At 72.2% G+C, this 22,316-nt stretch carries 15 protein-coding genes and 1 pseudogene; 10 read left to right on the top strand and 6 right to left on the bottom strand.

Translation table 11 applies throughout. The features are described from left to right. Positions 1-227: 227 nt before the first annotated feature. From V2W30_RS20575 to metG, 3 genes are all read left to right on the top strand, one after another. A complete protein-coding gene (locus tag V2W30_RS20575; protein WP_338698540.1) occupies positions 228-1,646 on the top strand; it encodes a hypothetical protein in 1,419 nt (472 codons plus the stop codon). 1,484 nt (positions 1,647-3,130) lie between these two features. Then, positions 3,131-3,646, top strand: coding sequence for a VWA domain-containing protein (locus V2W30_RS20570; protein ID WP_338698539.1), 516 nt, complete (start codon positions 3,131-3,133; stop codon positions 3,644-3,646). Between the two features lie 159 nt (positions 3,647-3,805). Continuing rightward, positions 3,806-5,539 (top strand): methionine--tRNA ligase, encoded by a 1,734-nt coding sequence (gene metG / locus V2W30_RS20565; protein ID WP_338698537.1) that lies wholly within the window; start codon positions 3,806-3,808, stop codon positions 5,537-5,539. 463 nt (positions 5,540-6,002) lie between these two features. Here metG and aspS read toward each other — a convergent pair whose 3' ends face one another. Further along, complete coding sequence (gene aspS / locus V2W30_RS20555; protein WP_338698535.1) at positions 6,003-7,769, bottom strand: aspartate--tRNA ligase; 1,767 nt, start codon at positions 7,767-7,769, stop codon at positions 6,003-6,005. A gap of 148 nt (positions 7,770-7,917) precedes the next feature. On the opposite strand from aspS, the gene V2W30_RS20550 reads away from it, so the two are divergent. After that, a complete protein-coding gene (locus V2W30_RS20550; RefSeq protein WP_338698533.1) occupies positions 7,918-10,056 on the top strand; it encodes a SpoIIE family protein phosphatase in 2,139 nt (712 codons plus the stop codon). Between the two features lie 4 nt (positions 10,057-10,060). Here V2W30_RS20550 and V2W30_RS20545 read toward each other — a convergent pair whose 3' ends face one another. The 3 genes from V2W30_RS20545 to V2W30_RS20535 form a co-directional block, all read right to left on the bottom strand. Continuing rightward, positions 10,061-11,149 (bottom strand): AI-2E family transporter, encoded by a 1,089-nt coding sequence (locus V2W30_RS20545; RefSeq protein ID WP_338698532.1) that lies wholly within the window; start codon positions 11,147-11,149, stop codon positions 10,061-10,063. A 110-nt stretch (positions 11,150-11,259) separates the two neighbouring features. Then, complete coding sequence (locus V2W30_RS20540) at positions 11,260-12,225, bottom strand: pirin family protein (protein ID WP_338698530.1); 966 nt, start codon at positions 12,223-12,225, stop codon at positions 11,260-11,262. 161 nt (positions 12,226-12,386) lie between these two features. Continuing rightward, positions 12,387-12,863 carry an SseB family protein gene (locus tag V2W30_RS20535; RefSeq protein WP_338698528.1) on the bottom strand — a complete coding sequence of 159 codons (477 nt, stop codon included), beginning with the start codon at positions 12,861-12,863 and terminating at the stop codon, positions 12,387-12,389. 204 nt (positions 12,864-13,067) lie between these two features. On the opposite strand from V2W30_RS20535, the gene V2W30_RS20530 reads away from it, so the two are divergent. The 6 genes and pseudogenes from V2W30_RS20530 (at position 13,068) to V2W30_RS20505 (ending at position 20,537) form a co-directional block, all read left to right on the top strand. Next, complete coding sequence (locus V2W30_RS20530; protein WP_338698526.1) at positions 13,068-14,906, top strand: acyl-CoA dehydrogenase; 1,839 nt, start codon at positions 13,068-13,070, stop codon at positions 14,904-14,906. Positions 14,907-15,199: 293 nt separating this feature from the next. Then, positions 15,200-16,498, top strand: a complete 1,299-nt coding sequence (locus V2W30_RS20525) for a M18 family aminopeptidase (protein ID WP_338698524.1) — start codon at positions 15,200-15,202, stop codon at positions 16,496-16,498. 99 nt (positions 16,499-16,597) lie between these two features. Then, positions 16,598-16,822, top strand: coding sequence for a DUF6458 family protein (locus V2W30_RS20520; RefSeq protein ID WP_338698523.1), 225 nt, complete (start codon positions 16,598-16,600; stop codon positions 16,820-16,822). A gap of 93 nt (positions 16,823-16,915) precedes the next feature. Then, positions 16,916-17,137, top strand: a pseudogene (locus tag V2W30_RS20515) (transcriptional regulator); the annotation flags it as partial. Further along, the gene (locus V2W30_RS20510; RefSeq protein WP_338698522.1) at positions 17,095-19,707 is read left to right on the top strand and encodes an AfsR/SARP family transcriptional regulator; all 2,613 of its coding nucleotides are present in this window, start codon (positions 17,095-17,097) and stop codon (positions 19,705-19,707) included. The pseudogene V2W30_RS20515 and the gene V2W30_RS20510, both read left to right, overlap by 43 nt. Before the next feature lie 140 nt (positions 19,708-19,847). Further along, the gene (locus V2W30_RS20505) at positions 19,848-20,537 is read left to right on the top strand and encodes a DUF4232 domain-containing protein (RefSeq protein ID WP_338698521.1); all 690 of its coding nucleotides are present in this window, start codon (positions 19,848-19,850) and stop codon (positions 20,535-20,537) included. A 9-nt stretch (positions 20,538-20,546) separates the two neighbouring features. On the opposite strand, the gene V2W30_RS20500 is transcribed toward V2W30_RS20505, so the two are convergent. Further along, the gene (locus V2W30_RS20500; protein ID WP_338698520.1) at positions 20,547-20,936 is read right to left on the bottom strand and encodes a cupin domain-containing protein; all 390 of its coding nucleotides are present in this window, start codon (positions 20,934-20,936) and stop codon (positions 20,547-20,549) included. Between the two features lie 28 nt (positions 20,937-20,964). Continuing rightward, the gene (locus V2W30_RS20495; protein ID WP_338698519.1) at positions 20,965-22,275 is read right to left on the bottom strand and encodes a hypothetical protein; all 1,311 of its coding nucleotides are present in this window, start codon (positions 22,273-22,275) and stop codon (positions 20,965-20,967) included. Between the last annotated feature and the right edge of the window lie 41 nt (positions 22,276-22,316).

The raw sequence follows: 22,316 nt of genomic DNA, 5'->3' as shown, positions 1-22,316 counted from the left end.
GTCCCGCCGCATTGGTGACCAAGGTCCACACGGCGTCTGACCTGGGCTTTTGGGCCGGTTACACGAGCGCGGGCGGCTGTGGGCACGGCTGTTACACGACGTACGGGCAACGCACACATCACGGCCCTAACTTCTTACTCGTCGCCGCCGCAAACGGGGCACACAGGGACAAACCCACAACCCCGACTGGCCGTAAGGCCGGCCCGAGCCACGAGGGAAGCACCACGATGCGAGCCACCCGAGCCACCTTCCGCACCGCCGCCGTCGCCACCGGCGCCATCGCCGCCCTGGCCGTCCCGGCCACCGCCGCCTTCGCGGACACCACGCCCGCGCCGCAGCAGGCGAACGGTGCGGACGACCAGAGTCAGGGCACCGGCACGGACGACCAGAACCAGAACGGCACCGACGGCCAGGACCAGAACCAGGGGCAGGACCAGGGGCAGGACCAAGGCGACCAGGACCAGAACGCCCGGCAGCTGATCAGCTCGCCGACCCTCGCCGAGGGCTTCTCCGCGAAGGTCTACAGCGTCGGCGGCAACGGCGCCGAGGCCGACATCTACAAGGACGGCGCCCTCGTCACCACCCTCAAGGCGAACGGCTCCACCGCGAAGACCACCACCGGCGGTTACGTCTTCCAGCTCACCCCGAGCGGCCAGCTCACCGCCGACCAGGACTCCAGCGGCGACAAGACCGACCCGCCGGTCCCCGGCGGCTGGGAGTCCAAGGGCACCACGAACCTCGGCGACGGCTGGTCCGCGAAGGTCGACGTCAACGCCTCGGCGCGGTCGGCCCGCGCGGAGATATCCCAGAACGGCACGTCCAAGGGGAAGGTCGAGGCGTACGACGGCAGCAAGACGACGCGCATCGGCGACCGCACGTTCACGCTGACCAGCGACGGCACGATCACGTCGAAGAAGGACGCCAAGGACCCGGTCGCCGGCGGCTGGGAGTCCAAGGGAGTGAAGAAGTTCGGCGACGGCTGGTCCGCCGCGGTCCAGGTGAACGCCTCCGCGCGCACCGCCAAGGCCGACATCTCGCACCACGGCGAGGTCAGGGGCCACCTCACCGCCTACAACGGCGCCAAGTCCCTGAAGATCGACAACTACACCTTCGCGCTGAGCAGCGACGGCACGATCACCGCCAAGAAGAGCGTGACGCCGAAGCCGGCCCCCGACCACAAGCGCCAGTACGTGAAGACGGTCGGGCTCGCCGACGGCGTCTCCACCGCCAAGGTCTACAAGCTGGACACCTGCCACTACCAGGCCGACGTCTACGCCCACGGCAAGAAGCTGGACACGCTCGACGCCCACGACAGGACGGCGTACGGGCAGCACAACGGCCTGCACGTCGCCCTGAAGTCCAACGGCACGGTCACGTCCTGGCTCGACGGCTCGGGCAAGCACGCCACGGCGCACGGCGCGAAGAAGGCCGCCCCGGTCGGTCCCGTCACCCCCGCCACGCCGCGGCACACGGACGGCGGCCGCACCCTGCCGCAGGGCGGCGTGAAGGCCGGCGCGGAGAACGTCGCCGCGCACACCTCGACCGGCTCCGACACGACACCGCTGATCGCGGCGGGCGCGGGGGCCGCGGCGCTCGGCGCGGCCGGTCTCGGCTTCTCGATCTTCCGCCGCAAGCACAACAACTGACGTAACTCGCCGGTCCGGGACGACGGTTGGGGCGCCTTCGGGGGACGCCCTGACCGTCGTACGCGCATAAGTGCCCATACCCGCGCGGGCATTGGTGGCGGGTTGCTCCCGTGCGCTCGGCCGATCGGGCCGACCCTTCCCAAGATCGCCCGCGACGGCGGCTAACCTTACGTGTCCGCCCTGGCCAGGGGTTCCAGGGATCTCGGGGACGAACTCATGCGGAAGGTTGCGCACATGGGCATTCTGGATCTGCTGCGGAACGCGTTCGGGCGGTCCCGCAAGAAGGACGAGACCGCCACCGCGCCGGAACCGTCCGCATCCACCTCCACGGAGGCTCCGGCGACGCCGGCCGCCACCGGGAAGCCGACGGTGCCCGGTCCGTCGAAGGGCGAGGCGGACGATCTGGTGGCCGCAGCCTTCGACAACGTGACGGTGCCGAAGCCGTCCCGGCCGGTCGGGTCGGAGCGCGTGGAACCGGCGACGGCGCCGGAGCCCCGGAGCACGCCGGATACGGAGACAGCCCCGGCGGCCGAGACGGCTCCGCAGGCCGAGGCACCGGTCGAGGACAAGGCTGAGGCTGAGGCTGAGGCGACCCCGCGGGTGGAGGCACCGGCCGAGGCTGAGACCCCTGCTGTCGCCGAGGCACCGGCCGAGGCGGAGGCGGAGGCCGAGGTCGAGGTCGAGGTCGAGGTCGAGGTCGAGGTCGAGGTCGAGGTCGAGGTCGAGGAGACCACCGAGGCGAGCCCCGCGGACAAGGCCGAGGCACCGGCTGTCACCGAGGCGCAGGCCCCGGCCGAGACCCCGGCCGTCGCCGAGGCCGAGCCGGAGACCGCAGTCGCTCCCGCCCCGACGGCCGACATCGAGGCGGCCCCGGAGGCCGAGGCGAACCCCGAACCGGCCGCCGAGCCCGAGCCCGAGACGGCGGCTGAGCCGAAGCCGGAGCCCACCGCCGCGAAGCCCGAACCCGAGGCCAAGCCGGAGCCCGCCGCCGACGCGAAGCCCGAGCCCGAAGCCAAGCCCGAGCCCACCGCCGACGCGAAGCCCGAGCCCGAAGCCAAGCCCGAGCCCACCGCCGACGCGAAGCCCGCAGCCGAAGCCAAGGCCAAGCCGGAGCCCGCCGCCGAGGCCAAGCCCGAGGCCGAGCCCACCGCCGACGCGAAGCCCGAGCCCGAAGCCAAGGCCGAGCCCAAGACCCCCGCCAAGGCCAAGCCGAAGACCGCCCGCGCCACCGCCACGAAAGCCGCCGCGAAGGCCCCGCGAAGGCTGAGCCCCAGGCCGAGGCCGAGCCGGAGGCCGAGCCCGTCGCCGCCGCGGCCGCCACCGAGACGCCCGCCGCCAAGGCGTCCGCGCTCACCCCCGCCAAGCTCAAGTCCCGCGCCCCCGGCCTCGTCGCCGCGCACAAGGCCGCCGGGGCCGCGCTCAAGGCGCGGGGGCTGGACGGGGTGCGGGCCACCGTGTACCTCGTGCTCGACCGGTCGGGGTCGATGCGGCCGTACTACAAGGACGGTTCCGCCGAGGCGCTCGCCGAGCAGGCGCTCGCGCTCGCCGCGCACCTCGACGCGGACGCCACCGTCCACACCGTGTTCTTCTCGACGGACATCGACGCCACCGGCGATCTGACCCTGGACGCGTACGAGGGCAAGGTCGACGCCTGGCACGGGGCGGCGGGCCGGATGGGCCGCACCAGCTACCACCGGGCGATCGAGGAGGTCGTCACCCATCACCGCAAGAGCGCGGACCCGAAGGCCCCGGCCCTGGTGATCTTCCAGACGGACGGCCCGCCGGACGTGCAGCGCCCGGCGAACGAGGCGCTCGCCGAGGCCGCCTCGCACCCGCTGTTCTTCCAGTTCGTGGCGTTCGGCGAGCACGACGCGAAGGGCTTCGACTACCTGCGCAAGCTCAAGGCCGACAACGCCGCGTTCTTCCACGCGGGCCCGGCCCCGCGCGAGCTGACCGACGCCGAGGTCTACGAGGGGCTCCTGGCGGCCTGGCGCCCGTAGGCCCACAGCCGGCACCACCCGACAGCCCGGAACACCGGTGGCCGTCCGCGCAGCGAAATACCGCGCGGGCGGCCTCCCCATGTCGGATACGATTTCTGGATTCCACCGGCGCCGAGAAACCACCCGCCGCCGAACGTCACAACCCGGGAGCAGCCCCCGATGGCTCGACACCTCATCACCAGCGCCCTTCCGTACATCAACGGGATCAAGCACCTGGGCAACATGGTGGGGTCCATGCTCCCGGCGGACGTGTACGCGCGGTACCTGCGCCAGCGCGGCCACGACGTCCTCTACATCTGCGCGACCGACGAGCACGGCACGCCCGCCGAGCTCGCCGCGAAGGAGCAGGGCATCCCGGTCGCCGAGTTCTGCGCGCAGGCGCACGACGCGCAGAAGGCGGTCTACGACGGCTTCGACCTGGCCTTCGACCACTTCGGCCGCTCGTCGTCGCCGCAGAACGCGGAGATCACCCAGCACTTCGCCCGCAAGCTGAACGAGAACGGGTTCATCGAGGAGCGCGCCATCCGTCAGGTGTACTCGCCTGCCGACGGCCGCTTCCTGCCGGACCGCTACGTCGAGGGCACCTGCCCGCACTGCGGCTACGACAAGGCCCGCGGCGACCAGTGCGAGAACTGCACGCGCGTCCTGGACCCGACCGACCTGATCAACCCGCGCTCGGCGATCTCCGGCTCCACCGAGCTGGAGGTCCGCGAGACCAAGCACCTGTTCCTGCTCCAGTCGAAGCTGCAGGTCGAGGTCGAGGCGTGGATCGACGAGGTCGCCGGCGAGTGGCCGCAGCTCGCCTCGTCGATCGCCCGCAAGTGGCTGACCGAGGGCCTGAACGACCGCGCGATCACCCGTGACCTGGACTGGGGCGTCCCCGTCCCGGCGGACACGTGGCCCGAGCTCGCGGCCGACGGCAAGGTCTTCTACGTATGGTTCGACGCCCCGATCGAGTACATCGGGTCGACGAAGGAGTGGGCCGACCAGGCCGCCGACGGCGAGGTCCGCGACTGGAAGTCGTGGTGGTACGAGCCCGAGGGCGCCGGCGACGTGCGCTACACGGAGTTCATGGCGAAGGACAACGTCCCGTTCCACTCCGTCATGTTCCCGGCGACGCAGATGGGCGTCCGCGAGCCGTGGAAGAAGGTCGACTACCTCAAGGCCTTCAACTGGCTGACGTACTACGGCGGGAAGTTCTCCACGTCGCAGAAGCGCGGTGTCTTCACCGACCAGGCCCTCGCGATCCTGCCGGCCGACTACTGGCGCTACTTCCTCATCGCGAACGCCCCGGAGTCGGACGACTCGTCGTTCACGTGGGAGCACTTCACGGCGACGGTGAACAAGGACCTGGCCGACACCCTCGGCAACTTCGTCAACCGCGTCCTGTCCTTCTCCCGCAAGCGCTTCGGCGACGAGGTCCCCGCGGGCGGCGAGCCGGGCGAGGCCGAGACGAAGCTGGGCGTCGAGATCTCCCGTCTCCTCGCCGAGTACGAGGAGCAGATGGAGGCCCTCCAGTTCCGCAAGGCCGCGGCCGCGCTGCGCGCCCTGTGGTCGGCGGGCAACTCCTACCTGGAGGAGAAGGCCCCCTGGCTGGAGATCAAGACGAACCCGGAGGGCGCCGCCCTGACCCTCCGTACGGCGATGAACCTGATCCACCTGTACTCGGTGGTCTCCGAGCCGTTCATCCCGTCGTCCGCGGCCGCGATGCGCGCCGCGTTCGAGCTGCCCGGCGACGAGGCCCGTACGTGGATCACCGGCGACGAGGCCCGCGCTCTGACGGCGGTTCCGGCGGGTACCGCCTTCACCGTGCCGCCGGTCCTCTTCGCGAAGATCACCGACGAGGACCTGGAGTCGTACAAGGAGCGCTTCGGCGGCGAGCCGGCCGCGTGACGCACCGCTGAACGTGAAGGTGGCCCGGGACCGGACGGTCCCGGGCCACCTTCGTGTCAGGGGCCTCAGGCGGACGGTGCCGCGGACGCGGACGCGGTCGACGTCACCTGGTCCTGGCCCTCGTTCGTCACGTCCGGGTCCACGCCCACCGTGATGGTGCCGGTCACGCCGCGCTCGACGCGGCCCTTGCGGTGGCGCAGCTTCAGCAGGCCGCCGGTGACACCGCCCCGGTCGTAGACGGTGTCCTCGGTGAGGTTCGTGCGCCCCGGCCGCCGGGGCGAGCGGCTCCCTCCTCAAGGACATGCAGGCGGAGCGCCTTTTCGAGGCGGTGCGGATCGTCGCGGCGTACGGGTCGGGGCTGGTCGTCCCGCGCTCGGGCTGAGCCCGCCCCTCGTACCGCATGCGGAAGGGCCCACAACCGTGCGGGACGGTTCCGGGCCCTTCCGTGGGTGCGGGCGGGTCGCTACTTCTTCTCGACCGGCTTGCGCAGCTGGATGTTGAGCTCGCGCAGGCGCGACTCGTCCAGCTCGGTGGGCGCGCCCATCATCAGGTCCTGCGCGTTGCCGTTCAGCGGGAAGCCGATGGTCTCCCGGATGTTCGGCTCGTCGGCGAGGAGCATGACGATGCGGTCGACGCCCGGGGCGATCCCGCCGTGCGGCGGGGCGCCGAAGCGGAATGCGCGGAGCATGCCCGCGAACTCGTGCTCGACGGTGTCACGGTCGTAGCCCGCGATCTCGAAGGCCTTGAGCATGATGTCGGGCTCGTGGTTCCGGATCGCGCCGGAGGACAGCTCGATGCCGTTGCAGACGATGTCGTACTGCCAGGCCAGGATGTCCAGCGGGTCCTTCTCCTCCAGGTCCTTCATGCCGCCCTGCGGCATGGAGAACGGGTTGTGGGAGAAGTCGATCTTGCCGGTCTCCTCGTCCTTCTCGTACATCGGGAAGTCGACGATCCAGCAGAAGCGGAACACGCCCTCCTCGAAGTGCCCGGCGCGCTTGGCGGCCTCGACACGGACGGCGCCCATGATCTTGGAGACCTCGTCGTACTCGCCGGCGCCGAAGAACACGGCGTGCCCGGCGGCCAGGCCCAGACGCTCGGTCAGGACCTTGACGTTCTCCTCGGTGAGGAACTTCGCGATCGGGCCCGCGAACGTGCCGTCCTCGCCGACGCGGATCCAGGCCAGGCCCTTGGCGCCCTGCTCGACCGCGTAGTCACCGAGGCCGTCGAAGAACTTGCGGGACTGCGAGGCGGTGTCCGGGACGGGCAGCGCGCGCACGTGCTTGCCGGCGAACGCCTTGAACTCGGAGCCCTCGAACACGTCGGTGATGTCGACGAGTTCGAGCTTGGCGCGCAGGTCGGGCTTGTCGTTGCCGTACTTCAGCATCGACTCGCGGAACGGGATCCGCGGGAACGGCGAGGTGACCTCACGGCCGCCGCCGTACTCCGTGAACAGCTCCGTCATGAGCTTCTCGATCGGCTGGAAGACGTCTTCCTGCTCGACGAAGCTCATCTCGATGTCGAGCTGGTAGAACTCGCCCGGCGAGCGGTCGGCGCGCGCGTCCTCGTCGCGGAAGCACGGCGCGATCTGGAAGTAGCGGTCGAAGCCGGAGATCATCAGCAGCTGCTTGAACTGCTGCGGCGCCTGCGGCAGGGCGTAGAACTTGCCCGGGTTCAGACGGGACGGGACGACGAAGTCACGGGCGCCCTCGGGGGAGGTCGCGGTGAGGATCGGCGTCGCCATCTCGTTGAAGCCGAGGGCGACCATCTTCGAGCGGATCGAGGCGATCACGGACGAGCGCAGCATGATGTTGCGGTGCATGCGCTCGCGGCGCAGGTCCAGGAAGCGGTACTCCAGGCGGCGCTCCTCGCCGACCCCGTCGTCCTGGTTGATCTGGAACGGCAGCTGCTGGGCGGCGCCGAGCACCTCGACCTCTGCGGCCTCGATCTCGATCTCGCCGGTAGGCAGCTCCGCGTTCACGTTGTCCGCGCCGCGGGAGACGACCTGGCCGTCGATGCGGACGACCGTCTCCTTGGTCAGCTTGTCGAGGACCTCGGCGGCCTTCGTGCCGGGGCGGGCGACGAGCTGCGTGATGCCGTAGTGGTCGCGCAGATCGATGAAGAGGATGCCGCCCAGGTCTCGGCGATTGTGCAGCCAGCCGCTCAGCCGGACGTCGGTGCCGACGTCAGAGGCGCGGAGCTCGCCGCAGGTGTGGGACCTGTACCGATGCATCGTCGTTCATCCAGCCTTTGCTTTGGGGGTTCCCGGGGAGACAACCCGGATCTCCCCAAGGGTACCGGCCGCCCCGTACCCGCTCTGCGAATAACCCGGCGGGCGCTCTCGGTGGCAGTACGCGATCACCTCTTCCTACAGTGGGGCCATGCGCACTGGTGAGCCCCTCCCTCCGGTGGAGGACGTCCTCGCCGCTCTCGCGACCGGCCTGTGGCGCTGGGACAACCGGGCGGGCCTCGTCACTTTCGACGCCGAGGCCGCCCGGCTCATCGGGGTGCCCTCGCCCGACGGAGGCCCGGTCACCCTCACGGAGGCCGGGGTCAGGTCCCGTTTCCACCCGGTCGACTGGAACGAGATCGACGGCGTCGTGCAGCTCGCCGTCGCCGAGGGGACCCTCGCCGAGGCCCGGCTGCGGATCATGGACGAGCAGGGCCACGTCGTACGGACCGTGCGCAGCCGCTCCAAGCCCGTGGTGCACGGGGACGCCCCGGGCTCGTACGAGCTGATCGGCACGCTCCAGGAGGTCACCGAGCCGTCGCCGGCGGCCGCGTCCCGCACCCCCGTGACCGGGGACTGGCGGCGCTCCCGCGAGGCGTTCCTGCTGGACGCGGGCCGGGCCCTCGCGGAGGCCGGTTCGACGGCGGAGGTGCTGCGGGTCGCCGCGGGCCTGTCGATGCCCGGGTTCTCGCCGAGCGGCCTCGCGGTCTTCGGGGTCGCGGGCGACCGGCTCACCGTCATCGGGCACCACGGGCAGCAGCCCGGCGACGAGGGCCCCTTCACCGACATGGACCTGGCCACCGACTATCCGGCGGCGGAGGTCTGCCGCACGGGGCGCGCGGTGTACCTGTCGTCGCCGGACGAGTACCGGAGCCGCTACCCGGCGGCCTGGCCCCTCGCGTCCCGGTTCGCGCGGCAGTCGTGGGCGTTCCTGCCGCTGATCGTCGCGGGGCGCACGATCGGCGCGTGGATGGCGGGCTTCGACTACCCGGTGTCGTTCTCGCCGGACGAGCGCTCGGTGCTCACGACGGTCGCGCGGATGCTGGCGCAGGCCCTGTCCCGGGCCGGGGTCGCCGAGTCCGAGCGGGAGCTGACGGACGGCCTCCAGAAGTCGATGCTGCCCAGCCTCGGCCCGCGGATCCCGGGCATGACCCTCGCCGCCCGCTATGTGCCGACCGGCGGCGGCCTCCAGGTCGGCGGCGACTGGTACGACATGATCCCGCTGCCCAACGGCCGCATCGCCCTGGTCATCGGCGACGTGCAGGGCCACGACGTGCGCGCGGCGGGCCTCATGGGCCAGCTGCGGATCGCCCTGCGCGCGTACGCCTCAGAGGGGCACCGCCCGGACGCGGTCCTCTCCCGCGCCTCCCGGTTCCTCTACGGCATCGGCGAGCCCGGCACGGACCCGCGGTTCGCGACCTGCCTGTACGTCGAGACCGACCCGGTCACCGGCGTCCTGGAGATGGCCCGCGCGGGCCATCCGGACCCCGCGATACGCATGCCGGACGGCACGGTCCTGATGCGGCCCACGGCCGGCGGCCTGCCGCTCGGCATCGACCCCGACGCGGACTACCCGACGACCCGGTTCGTCCTGGAGCCCGGCGAAACCCTGCTGCTGTGCACCGACGGCCTGATAGAGACCGGCGGGCACGACCTCGACACCGGCTGGGCCCGGCTGCGGGCGATCCTGGAGGAGTACCGCGGCGACGATCTGGAGGCGCTCGCCGACGCCCTGGTCCAGGGCGTCCACGGCCCCTCCTCGCACTACGCGACCGGCCCGCTCGCCGACCGCCGCGAGGACGACATCGCGGTGGTCCTGCTCTGCCGTACGGGCGTCGGCTGCGGCTGCGACGGCGGGGTGAGCGCCGCCCCTGTCGTCCGCCGCTCGGCCATGACGATCGCGCAGGCCGAGCCCGAGCGGATCGCCACCGCCCGCCAGCAGCTGCGCGAGCTGCTGCACGACTGGGCCGACGACGACCAGGTCGACTCGGCGGTGCTGCTCGTCTCCGAGATGGTCACGAACGTCCTGGTGCACACCGACGGGGACGCGCTGCTCGTCACCGAGATCACCGCCGAGAGCCCGCGCCGGCTGCGCGTCCAGGTCTCGGACGCCTCGGACGACCTCCCGCACCGGCGCCGGCCCGGCGAACTCGCCTCATCCGGGCGCGGCCTCGTCCTCATGGAGCTGCTGGCCCAGCGCTGGGGCGTCGACCCGCAGGGCGAGGGCAAGAGCATCTGGTTCGAACTGGACGAACCGGCGGCGCCGGAGCCGGTCGCGGCCGAGGGCTGAGCCGTTACGTTTCACGTGAAACAGCCGGGCCGTCCGCCCCGTCGGCGTCCTCGCTCCCGTACCGCTTCCTGAGCTCGCCGAGGATGCCGAACGCCGCCGCCACCAGGGGCACCGCGAGCAGCATGCCGAGGATGCCCGCGACGGACGCGCCCGCGGTGATCGCCAGCATCACCATCGCCGGGTGCATCTGGACGGTGCGGGACTGGATCATCGGCTGAAGGATGTGGCCCTCCAGCTGCTGCACGGCGAGGATCACGCCGAGCGCCCACAGGGCGATGATCAGGCCCCGGTCGGCGAGCGCGACGAGGACGGCGACGGCGCCGGAGATGGTGGCGCCGAGGTAGGGGATGTACGCGCCGACGAACACGAGCGCGCCGAGGCCCACCGCGCCGGGGACCTGGAGGATCAGCAGTCCGACGGTGATGCACAGGGCGTCGATGAGCGCGATGAACGTGGTGCCGCGCATGAAGCCCGAGATGGCCTCGAAGGCGCGGCGCCCCATGGCCTCCAGGACCTCGGCGTGGTGCGGCGCGACGGTGTGCGCGAGGCCGACGGCCCGGTCGGAGTCCTTGAGGAAGAAGAAGGTGAGCAGCAGCGCGAGCACGCTGGTGGCGAGCAGCGAGCCGAGCACGGAGAGCCCGGCGAGCAGCCCGCTGGCCACGTTGTCGCCCCACTTGCTGACGAGGTCCTTGGCGTTGTCGGCGGCGTCGCCGAGGTCGTCGGCGCCGGTGATGCCGACGTGCTCCCTGATCCAGTCGCCGGCCTGCCGCACCGATTCGACGATCTGGTCGCCGGTGTCGATGAGCGCGCTGACGACGATGTAACCGGCCCCGCCGACAACGGCGACGAGCGCGACGCAGGTGAGCCCGGCCGCGAGGGCGCGGGGCAGCTTCAGCTTGTCGTTGAGCCAGTCGAAGACCGGGGCGAGCAGCGCGCTGCCGAGCAGCGCGAGCAGCACAGGTGTGACCGCCGACTGGAAGATGATGACCAGCGCGATCGCGACGGCGGCCACGGCCGTGACGAGCAGTGCCACCGCGCTCCAGGCTGCGACGCGGCGGGCGGGTTCGGGGAGGAGCGGAGGGCGAGGCTGCACACCGCCATCCGATCATGGACGTACGGGCGAGCACCCGCCGGGCGGGTCCGGCCGGGTGACGGGCCGTCATATGGCGACGGCCCGTCAGCTCCCGGCAGGACACGGCCGGGTCACGTGTGCGGCAGGCGCTCCACGGTCGGGACGACGCCCAGGCGGCCGGCCTGGAAGTCGTCGAAGGCCTGCTGGAGCTCGGCCTTGGTGTTCATGACGAACGGGCCGTAGTGGGCCATGGGCTCACGGATCGGCTGCCCGCCCAGGATGACCACTTCGAGGTCCGGGGTGTTCGAGTCCTGGGACTCGTCGGCGCGCACGGTCAGGGACGAGCCGGCGCCGAACACGGCGGTCTGGCCCATGCGCACGGGACGCCGGTCGGCGCCCACGGTGCCCTTGCCCGCGAGCACGTACACGAGGCCGTTGTAGTCCTCGCGCCAGGGCAGCGTCGCCTCGGCGCCGGGCCGGATGGTGGCGTGCACCATCGTGATCGGCGTGTGCGTGATGCCGGGGCCCTCGTGGCCGTCGAACTCACCGGCGATGACGCGGAGCAGCGCGCCGCCGTCCTCGGTGGTGAGCAGCTTGACCTGGCCGCCGCGGATGTCCTGGTAGCGGGGGTCCTGCATCTTGTCCTTGGCGGGCAGGTTCACCCACAGCTGGAGGCCGTGGAAGAGGCCGCCCGACATGACGAGGGACTCCGGCGGCGCCTCGATGTGCAGCAGGCCCGAGCCCGCCGTCATCCACTGGGTGTCGCCGTTGGTGATGGTGCCGCCGCCACCGTTGCTGTCCTGGTGGATGAAGGTCCCGTCGATGATGTACGTGACGGTCTCGAAGCCGCGGTGCGGGTGCCAGGGCGTGCCCTTGGGCTCTCCCGGCGCGTACTCCACCTCACCCATCTGGTCCATCATGATGAACGGGTCGAGGTACTTGTAGTTGATCCCGGCGAACGCGCGGCGCACCGGGAATCCCTCCCCCTCGAAGCCGCTGGGCGCGGTCGTCACGGCGAGCACGGGGCGCGAGAGCGCGTCCACCGGCGCGGCCACACGGGGCAGGGTCAGCGGGTTCTCGACGGTCACAGCGGGCATTTTGGGGACCTCCTTGGCGTCCTCGTGCCTCAACTTTAGTTGAACGTAGAACTTTCTGCCACCTGGAACGCCGAACGCCCGGAGGGCATTCCCTCCGGGCGTCGACGGTGAGCTGTGTTCGGTTGTCCGCACGGGGAGCCGTACGGCCCTGGACAGCGGTGTCAGCCGTACATGCGGCGCATGGCGAAGTCGACCATCTGCTCGACCGCCTTGGCGTCGAAGACCATCCGGTGCTCGCCCTCCATGTCGAGGACGAAGCCGTACCCGGTGGGCAGCAGGTCGATCACCTCGGCGCCCGTGATGACGAAGTACTTGGACTCCTTGCCCGCGTACCGCCGCAGCTCCTTGAGCGTGGTGAACATCGGGATCACCGGCTGCTGGGTGTTGTGCAGCGCGAGGAAGCCCGGGTTGTCACCGCGCGGGCAGTAGACCTTCGACGACGCGAAGATCTGCTGGAAGTCCTCGGCGGACATCGAGCCCGTGGTGAACGCGCGGACCGCGTCGGCGAGCGACGGAGGCGACGGCTCCGGGTACAGCGGCGGCGCCTGCTGCCCGTACCCGCCCTGCATCCCCTGCTGCGGCGGCGCGTACTGCTGCCCGGCAGCAGCCCCTCCGGCGTGCTGCTCGTATCCGTACATGGGGGCAAGAGTACCGAGGGCCGGCGGACTGCCGGAGCCCTTGCGCGAGAAGGGGCGCGAGGGGACCGTGAAGCGCGGGGTTTGGTCACACTTGGCCCTGCGGGGTTGATTCTTATTACCGGCGGGTAGCATCCTGTTGTTACTAGTTGGTACGCGTACGAGGACGATCCCCCTCCCGGATACAGAATTAACGGAGCCGTCGCCATGGGGCATTACAAGTCGAATCTCCGCGACATCGAGTTCAACCTCTTCGAGGTGCTCGGCCGCGACAAGCTGTACGGCACCGGCCCGTTCGGGGAGATGGACGTCGACACCGCCAAGAGCATCCTCGAAGAGGTCGCCCGCCTCTCCGAGAACGACCTGGCCGAGTCCTTCGCGGACGCCGACCGCAACCCGCCGGTCTTCGACCCGCAGACGCACACGGCCCCGGTCCCGGCCTCCTTCAAGAAGAGCTACCAGGCCTTCATGGACGCCGAGTACTGGCGTCTGGGCCTGCCCGAGGAGATCGGCGGCACCACCGCGCCGCGCTCCCTGATCTGGGCCTTCGGCGAGCTGGTCCTCGGCGCGAACCCGGCCCTGTGGATGTACTCCTCGGGCCCGGCGTTCGCCGGCATCCTCTTCGACGAGGGCAACGAGGCGCAGAAGAAGATCGCCGAGATCGCCGTCGAGAAGCAGTGGGGCTCGACGATGGTCCTGACCGAGCCGGACGCCGGTTCGGACGTGGGCGCCGGCCGCACCAAGGCCGTGCAGCAGGAGGACGGCTCGTGGCACATCGAGGGCGTGAAGCGGTTCATCACGTCCGGTGAGCACGACATGTCGGAGAACATCCTCCACTACGTCCTCGCCCGCCCCGAGGGCCACGGCCCCGGCACCAAGGGCCTGTCCCTCTTCCTCGTCCCGAAGTTCGAGTTCGACTGGGAGACCGGCGAGCTGGGCGAGCGCAACGGCGTGTACGCGACCAACGTCGAGCACAAGATGGGCCTCAAGGCGTCCAACACGTGCGAGATGACGTTCGGCGACCAGCACCCCGCCAAGGGCTGGCTGATCGGCGACAAGCACGACGGCATCCGCCAGATGTTCCGCATCATCGAGTTCGCCCGCATGATGGTCGGCACGAAGGCGATCTCGACGCTGTCGACCGGCTACCTGAACGCCCTGGAGTACGCCAAGGAGCGCGTGCAGGGCCCGGACCTCGCCCAGTTCATGGACAAGGCCGCGCCGAAGGTCACCATCACGCACCACCCGGACGTGCGCCGCTCGCTCCTGACGCAGAAGTCGTACGCCGAGGGCATGCGCGCGCTCGTCCTCCACACGGCCGCGGTCCAGGACACGATCCAGGTCAAGGAGGCCGCGGGCGAGGACGCGAGCGCCGACCACGCGCTGAACGACCTGCTCCTGCCGATCGTGAAGGGCTACGGCTCGGAGAAGGGCTACGAGCAGCTGGCGCAGTCGCTCCAGACGTTCGGCGGCTCCGGGTTCCTCCAGGAGTACCCGATCGAGCAGTACATCCGTGACTCGAAGATCGACACGCTCTACGAGGGCACGACGGCGATCCAGGGCCAGGACTTCTTCTTCCGGAAGATCGTCCGCAACCAGGGCGCCGCGCTGAACGGCCTGGCCGAGGAGATCAAGAAGTTCCTCGCGATCGAGTCGGGCGGCGAGGAGCTGTCCGCGGCCCGCGAGCACCTGGCCAAGGCGGCCGTCGAGCTGGAGGCCATCGTCGGCATCATGCTGACGGACCTGGCCGCCACCGAACAGGATCCCAAGAACATCTACAAGGTGGGCCTGAACACGACCCGGCTGCTGATGGCCTCCGGTGACGTGGTCGTCGGCTACCTGCTCCTCAAGGGCGCCGCGGTGGCGGCCGAGAAGCTGGCGGCGGGCGCGTCCGCCAAGGACGTCCCCTTCTACCAGGGCAAGATCGCCGCGGCGAAGTTCTTCGCGGCGAACGTCCTGCCGGGCGTGACGGGCGAGCGCAAGCTGGCCCAGGGCACGAGCGCGTCCGGGCTCGACGTGATGGAGCTGGACGAGGCGGCCTTCTAGGCTCCGCCGCACCGGATCATGCCGTGAGGCCCGTCGCCCCTGCCGGGGGACGACGGGCCTCATCGGCGTGTGCGCCGGATGCGGCCCGGTGGGGGCTGGTCACACGCGGTTCCCCGCGCCCCTGGAGGCTCGCGGCTTCGCCGCTCGGCCTCCGTCGGGGAAGCACGGCGCGCAGCGACCGCATTTCAGGGGCGCGGGCAACCGCGCGAGCACCCCCACCGGCCCGCGGCCGCCGTCGCACCGCCCCCGGCACGCGCGCGCAGCCGCCCGGCGGCCCGCACTACTCTGGCCGCATGCGCACACCCTCCCGCCCCTTCGATCGTGGGCACACCGACGACCTGATGACCTTCCTCGCCGCGAGCCCCACGCCGTACCACGCCGTGGCGAACGTGGCGGCGCGCCTGGAGAAGGCGGGGTTCAAGCAGGTCGCGGAGACGGACGCCTGGGACGGGACCACCGGCGGGAAGTTCGTGACGCGCGGCGGCGCGATCATCGCCTGGTTCGTGCCGGAGGGCGCGCGCGCCCACACCCCGTTCCGGATCGTCGGCGCCCACACCGACTCCCCGAACCTGCGGGTGAAGCCGCAGCCCGACATGGGGAGCAACGGCTGGCGGCAGGTCGCCGTCGAGATCTACGGCGGCCCGCTCCTCAACTCCTGGCTCGACCGGGACCTCGGGCTCGCCGGCCGGATCTCGCTGCGCGACGGCGGCGAGCGGCTCGTGAACATCGACCGCGCCCTGCTGCGCGTCCCGCAGCTCGCCGTCCACCTGGACCGCTCCGTGAACGTGGACGGGCTCAAGCTCGACAAGCAGCGCCACATGCAGCCCATCTGGGGCCTGGGCAACGACGTCCACGAGGGCGACCTGCTCGGCTTCCTGGAGGACGAGTACGGGCTCGGCCGCGGTGACATCACCGGCTGGGACCTGATGACGTACGCCATCGAGGCGCCCGCCTACCTCGGCCGCGACCAGGAACTCCTGGCCGGGCCGCGGATGGACAACCTGCTGTCCGTGCACGCCTGTACGGCCGCGCTCGCCGAGGTGAGCCGGCAGGAGGAGCTGCCGTACATCCCCGTGCTCGCCGCCTTCGACCACGAGGAGAACGGCTCGCAGTCCGACACCGGCGCCGACGGGCCGCTGCTCGGCAGCGTCCTGGAGCGGTCCGTCTTCGCACGCGGCGGCGCGTACGAGGACCGGGCGCGGGCCTTCGCCGGGACGGTGTGCCTGTCGTCGGACACCGGTCACGCCGTGCACCCCAACTACGCCGAGCGGCACGACCCCACGCACCACCCGCGGGCCAACGGCGGACCGATCCTCAAGGTGAACGTCAACAACCGCTACGCGACGGACGGTTCGGGCCGGGCCGTGTTCGCGGCCGCGTGCGAGAAGGCGGGCGTGCCGTTCCAGTCGTTCGTCTCCAACAACGCGATGCCGTGCGGCACGACGATCGGTCCGATCACCGCGGCCCGGCACGGCATCAAGACCGTCGACATCGGCGCGGCGATCCTCTCCATGCACAGCGTGCGTGAACTGTGCGGCGCCGACGACCCGTTCCTGCTGGCGAACGCCCTGACGGCGTTCCTGGAGGGATGAGTTCCGCCAGTTCCCCCACGCGCGTGTGACGTCGAAGGCCCCGGGTACCCGGGGTCTTCGAGTATGCGTACGACACACACAGTCTGGGAGGCGAACCTCATGAGCATGGGGGGTTGCATCATTCTGATCGCCGTGGGGGCGATCCTGGCGTTCGCGACCGACTGGCACATGGAGAGCGTGAATCTCGATCTGGTCGGCTGGATCCTGATGATCGTCGGCCTGATCGGCCTCTTCGTGTTCCGCAGCGTCGGACGGCGGCGCCGCACCGTCGTCCCGCCGGCGCAGACGACCGTCGTGGAAGAGGAGCGGGACCGCCGTTTCTGAGGTCCCCGGCGGGGGCCGAGGGACGTCGTCCCCGGTAGCTACCGGCGCGTACCCTGATCACCTGGGATCACAGGGGATCACCTCGAATCGCATGTGAGGCTTTCGGGGCATACGGGGGGCGCTGTCGTGGAGTTCCGGCTGCTCGGCACGGTCGGTGTCGCGACGGAGAGCGGGGAACTCCCGCTCGGTCCGGCCAAGCGGCGCAGCCTGCTCGCCGCGCTGCTGCTGCGTCCCAACACCGCCGTGCCGCTGGAGCAGCTGATCGACGCGCTGTGGCCGGAGGGCCCGCCCGCGCGGGCCAGGACCGTGGCACAGGGGCATGTGTCCCGGCTGCGGGCCCTGCTCGCGCAGGGCGGGGCCGACGAGTGGGACGTGCGGCTCGTGACGCGCGGCGACGCGTACGTCCTGGAGATGCCCGAGTCGCTGCTCGACGCGCACCGCTTCGAGGAACTCGTCCGGCTCGCCCACGACCAGCGCTCCCCGAGGACGCGGCGTCCCTGCTGCGGGAGGCGCTCACGCTGTGGCGCGGGCCCGCCCTGGTCGGCGTCGCCACCGCCGGGCCGCTGCGGGCGGCCGCGGCCGGCCTGGAGGAGGCCCGGCTGTCGGCGGTGGAGCAACTGGCCCGCGCGTACGGGGAGTCCGGCAGCCATGTGCGGGCCGCCGCCCTGCTGCACACGGAAGCCGTCGCGCACCCCATGCGGGAGCCCCTCGCCGCCGCGCTGATGCGGGCCCTGTACCGCTCGGGCCGGCAGTCCGACGCCATCGACCAGTACCACCGCACCCGCACCCTGCTCGCGGAGGAGCTCGGCGTCGACCCGGGGCCCGCGCTGCGGGAGGCGTACGCGGAGATCCTGGCCGGCGCGGACCCGCAGGACCGCCCCGCGTCGGCGCCGCCCGCCGTCGTCACGCCCGACGTCACCGGCCCCGAGGCACCCGTCGTCCGCCCGGAGCCGGGCGACGCGGCCCGCCCCGATCTGCTGCCGCGGGCACCGCGCGGATTCGTGGGCCGCGCACGGGAGCTGGCCGCGCTGGACGAGGCCGCGTGCCGCGAGCAGGCCGTCGTCGTCCTCACCGGCCCCGCCGGGGTCGGCAAGACCGCCGCCGCCCTGCACTGGGCCCACACCGTCCAGGGCCGCTACGACGGCGTCCTCTTCGCCGACCTGCGCGGCTTCAGCGACGGCGACGGTGCCCCGCAGACCGCCGACGTGCTGCGCGAGTTCCTCATCGCGCTCGGGGTCCCGGCCCGCGAACTCCCCGAGACGCAGGGCGCGTTGGCCGCCGCGTACCGGGCGCGCACCGAGCGCCGCGGCCACCTCGTCGTCCTCGACGACGCCCGCACCGCCGACCAGGTCCGCCCGCTGCTCCCGGCGGGGCCCGGCAGCGCGGCCCTGGTCACCTCGCGGTTGCGCCTGGAGGGACTCGCGGTCAGCGAACTCGCCCGCACCGTCGGCATCGACGTCCTCGACGGCCGCGCGTCCACCGCCCTGCTGGCCGCCGCCACCGGCGCCGGGGACCGGCTCGCCGCCGAACCGGACGCCGCGGCCCGGCTGGCCGCGCTCTGCGACGGACTGCCGCTCGCGCTGCGCGTCGTCGCGGCCCGGGTCAACGCCCGGCCCGGCCGCACCCTGTCCGACCACGCCGACGACCTGGCCGACGAGCAGCGCAGGCTGGGGCTGCTCGACGCCGGCGACACCGGGGTCGCGGCAGCGCTCCGGCTCACCCTGCGCGCCCTGCCCGCCGACGCCCGCCTGCTCTTCGAGCACCTCGGCGCCGTGCCGGGGCCCGAGTTCGACCGGTACGCGGCCGCCGCCCTCACCGCGCTGCCGCCCGCCGACGCGGCCGCCGCCCTGTCCCGGCTCGCGGACGCCCACCTGGTCACCGAGCGGGCACCGGGCCGGTACGCGATGCACGATCTCGTCCGGCTCTACGCGCGCGGCCTGTGCCCGGACGCGGCCGCCCCGGCCGCCGAACGGCCCGCGCCACCCGAGCCGTTGGTCCGCCTCCTCGACCACTACCTGCACACCGCGCTGCGGGCCGCCGCCGCGGCCGAGCCCGACGACCGGCCCTGCTGCGTGCCGCCGTCCGACGTGCGGCCGGACCTCGGCGGGCCCGCTCCGGCCGACCGGGCGAGCGCCCTGGCCTGGTACGCGGCCGAGCGCGAGAACCTCGCTGCGGCCGCCGTCGCCGCCCACGACGCGGGGCTCGACGACCGGGCCTGGCGACTCGTGGTGCTCCAGTGGCCGTACATCGTCGGGTACGTGCGCGACGGCTGGGCGCCCCTGCTGGCCACGGGCCTCGCGGCCGCCGTCCGGCTCGACGACCCGGACGCCGAGTCACGGATCCGCGCCCTGTTCGGCTGGGTGCTCACCGAGGAGGGGCGGCTCGGCGAGGCCCTCGACCACCTCGAACTCGCGCCGCCGCTCGCCGCCCGCGCGGGCGACTCGTCCAGCGAGGCGACGGCCCTGGTCAATCTGGCCATCGCCATGGACCGGGGCGGCGCGTGCGGCACCGAGTCGCTGGCCCATGTGGCGCGTGCCGTCGCGCTCGCCCGCGCCGACGGCGACGTCCTGACCGAACTCCTCGCCCTGGAGCACCAGGCACGCCAGCTCGCCTCCCGCGCCGACCACCACGGCGTACTGGCCTGCACGGAGCGGGGTCTGTCGCTGCCCGGCGCGGCCGCCGACGAGGGTCTCGCCCCGCTGCGCCAGATCCTGCTGCGCGTCTCGCGGGGCGCCGCCCTGCACGCGCTGGGCGACGCCGAAGCGGCTCGCGCGTGCCTGCGCCGGGCGCACGAGGACGCCCTGGAGCGGGGTTTCGAGCGGGGGGTGCGCGAGGCGAAAGCCCAGCTCGCACGGGGCGACAGCGGAACGGCGACGGGGCGTTAGCGCGGGAACGACAGGACGGCGACGGCGGCGGGCACTGTAGTGATCACAGCGGCCGACGGACCAGCGGACGGCCGCGCAGAACGTCATCACAGCGGCCGACGCACCAGCGGACGGCCGCACAGAACCGGGGGAGAACCACCGTGACCCGCACGCGCAGCACCGCCCGCACCACCGTCCTCGCCACCGCCGTCGCCGTGCTCGGCCTCGCCCTGACCGCCTGCAACGGCGCCGACACCGACGGCGCCACCAAGGACGAGGGCGCCGCCTCCCCGGCCGCGGCGAGCGCGACCGCGAGCACCGGTACCGACAGCGGCACCACCACCAGCACCAGCGGCGGCGGCAGCGACAGCAAGGCGTCGCCCGCCTCGAACTCCTCGAAGGGCGGCGGCAGCGCCGCGTCCGCCCCCGAGTGCAAGGTCACCTCGCTCCGCTACACCCTGGAGCGCAAGAACCCCGAGCAGCAGGGCGACCACCTGCTGATCAAGGCCGTCAACACGTCCGGCGCCGCCTGCACCGTGCAGAAGTTCCCGGTCGTCACCCCCGGCGACGCCAACGGCGACGTCCCGGTGGCCAAGGACGACGAGCAGCCCGCGCAGCCGCTGCTCGTCGCGGCCGGTGCCACGGTCTACTCGGCGCTGCCCGTCTACCAGGAGGTCAAGGCCGAGGACGACTACTTCACGTCGCTGCGCCTGTCCCTGGTCATGAACGACGCCGACGCCTCGGGCGCGTCCGTCACGCTGAAGACGCCCGGCGAGGTCGAGTACGCGGGCAAGCGCGCCGACGGCATCGAGGTCCTGTCGTGGAACTCCCGTATGCCGTACGCCGGCTGACCGTTGCGCTCAGGCCCGCCACACGTGCCCCGTCGTCGAGTCCACCCGCTCCGGCACGGGGTCGTGGGCGTCGCCCGTCGACGACGTGCCGGTGGGCTCCAGGAGGAGGATCGCGGTGCCGGGGGCCGCGTGCGGCTTGTGCCAGGTGCCGCGGGGGACGGTGAAGACGCAGCCGCGCGGCAGGACCACCGCGCGCTCACCGGCCGGCTCCCGCAGATGGATCGTGAGCTCGCCCTCGACGACGAGGAAGAACTCGTCGGTGTCCTCGTGGACGTGCCAGACGTGCTCGCCCTCGGCCTTGGCGAGGCGGACGTCGTAGTCGTTGACGGTGGTGACGATGCGGGGGCTCCACATCGCGTCGAAGGTCTTCAGGACCGCGTCGAGCGCAACAGGTTCCATGCCGCTCATTCTGCTGCGGCACCGCGCGTCAGGGGCCCGTACGGCCCAACGGCCCGGCCTCGCTCCCGGGGAACGCCGGGTCCGGCAGCTCCGGCGCGTCCAGGAACTCGATGACCGCGAGCGCCAGCACCGCGCACACCGCGATCCAGGCGACGACCGCGCCCGTCGGGTAGTTCCAGGCGAGCAGCACGGCCGCGGCGACCGCGGCCACCGTCCAGTTCAGCCACGTACGCATCCGGTGCACCCACGGTCCGACCGGCCCGATCGTGCCCACGCCGGTGGCCTGCCGTACGGAGCCGATCGCGCCGCGCCAGCCGCCGCGCACCGCCCGCGCCCAGCGCCCGGGGCCGCCCAGCCAGGCCGCGAGGGCCACGACGACGCCGAGCACCGCGACGACGCGGACGCCGGTGCGCAGGAAGCGGACGAGGGTGTCGTAGACCGAACCGGCCGCGGGCCGTGAGACGTCGGGCGGCAGCGCGTCGAGGTAGAAGGAGCGCCCCAGCCAGAGGGCGAGGCCGAGGACGAGCGCGCCGACCGCGACGGCGAGGGCCGCCCCGACCAGGGCCCGGCGCCGCCGCCCGGCGAGCAGCACGCCGCCCACCACGAGCAGCGCGACGATCAACGGCAGCACCCAGGACAGGAGTTGGAGGAGGCGGAAGCCCTTCTTCGCCTTGGCGAGCGTGCCCGTGGACTGCATGAGGGTGATGGTGGTGTGGACCTCGGGGATCTTCGCCGCGACGGTCAGGCCGTTGTCGACGAGCGCCTGCTTGACCTTCTCGACGACCGGCGCGAGATCGAGGGTGACCTCGCCGTCCTCGACCTGGACGGCGCCGTCCCCGTTGCCGGTGAGCGCCTTGTCGACGGCGGCGTGGGCGGTGCGGTTGAGCTGCTTCCACACGGTGGCGAACGCGGGGCTGGAGACGAACTTCTCGGCCGTCGTGCGCACGAGCGACGTGAGGCCGCTGGTGATCGCGCCGCTCGCCGGTCCGATCGCCTTCTCCAGGAGGGGACGCTCGTCGGGGGCGACGTCGCTCAGCAGGTCGTCGACGTCGATCTGCCGCATGACCGCGGTGGTGACCCGGTTCGCGACGGCGTCCTGCACGTCCGGATCGGAGGCCAGGGGTTCCATCGTGGCGACGTACCGGTCCGTGTCGCCGATCATCGAGTCGGCCCAGACGGCCACGGCGCTCAGCGGCGTGAGCACCGCCGCGAGCACGATGAGGACGACCGCGAGCGCGGTCTTCCAGCGCGGGTGCCGGGGGACACGCGGCGCCGCGGCCTCGGCCTCCAGCTGGCTCACCCGGGCGCGCAGCGCGGCAAGTTCGTCGTCCCTGGTCATGTCCCAAGGAGACGGGCGAACCCCGTGCGCCGCGCGCCGGG

The organism is Streptomyces sp. Q6 (genome assembly GCF_036967205.1).
GTDB lineage: Bacteria > Actinomycetota > Actinomycetes > Streptomycetales > Streptomycetaceae > Streptomyces > Streptomyces citrinus.
The sequence above is the reverse complement of the archived record's forward strand: the minus strand, read 5'-3'. Positions and strand labels throughout refer to the sequence as shown.

Bases quoted from the DNA above. Each gene is read 5' to 3' on its own strand.
- V2W30_RS20495 (WP_338698519.1), bottom strand. From the start codon at position 22,275: ATGACCAGGGACGACGAACTTGCCGCGCTGCGCGCCCGGGTGAGCCAG.
- V2W30_RS20530 (WP_338698526.1), top strand. From the start codon at position 13,068: ATGGGGCATTACAAGTCGAATCTCCGCGACATCGAGTTCAACCTCTTC.
- V2W30_RS20535 (WP_338698528.1), bottom strand. From the start codon at position 12,863: ATGTACGGATACGAGCAGCACGCCGGAGGGGCTGCTGCCGGGCAGCAG.
- aspS (WP_338698535.1), bottom strand. From the start codon at position 7,769: ATGCATCGGTACAGGTCCCACACCTGCGGCGAGCTCCGCGCCTCTGAC.
- V2W30_RS20525 (WP_338698524.1), top strand. From the start codon at position 15,200: ATGCGCACACCCTCCCGCCCCTTCGATCGTGGGCACACCGACGACCTG.
- metG (WP_338698537.1), top strand. From the start codon at position 3,806: ATGGCTCGACACCTCATCACCAGCGCCCTTCCGTACATCAACGGGATC.
- V2W30_RS20550 (WP_338698533.1), top strand. From the start codon at position 7,918: ATGCGCACTGGTGAGCCCCTCCCTCCGGTGGAGGACGTCCTCGCCGCT.
- V2W30_RS20520 (WP_338698523.1), top strand. From the start codon at position 16,598: ATGAGCATGGGGGGTTGCATCATTCTGATCGCCGTGGGGGCGATCCTG.
- V2W30_RS20570 (WP_338698539.1), top strand. From the start codon at position 3,131: ATGCGGCCGTACTACAAGGACGGTTCCGCCGAGGCGCTCGCCGAGCAG.
- V2W30_RS20575 (WP_338698540.1), top strand. From the start codon at position 228: ATGCGAGCCACCCGAGCCACCTTCCGCACCGCCGCCGTCGCCACCGGC.
- V2W30_RS20540 (WP_338698530.1), bottom strand. From the start codon at position 12,225: ATGCCCGCTGTGACCGTCGAGAACCCGCTGACCCTGCCCCGTGTGGCC.
- V2W30_RS20500 (WP_338698520.1), bottom strand. From the start codon at position 20,936: ATGGAACCTGTTGCGCTCGACGCGGTCCTGAAGACCTTCGACGCGATG.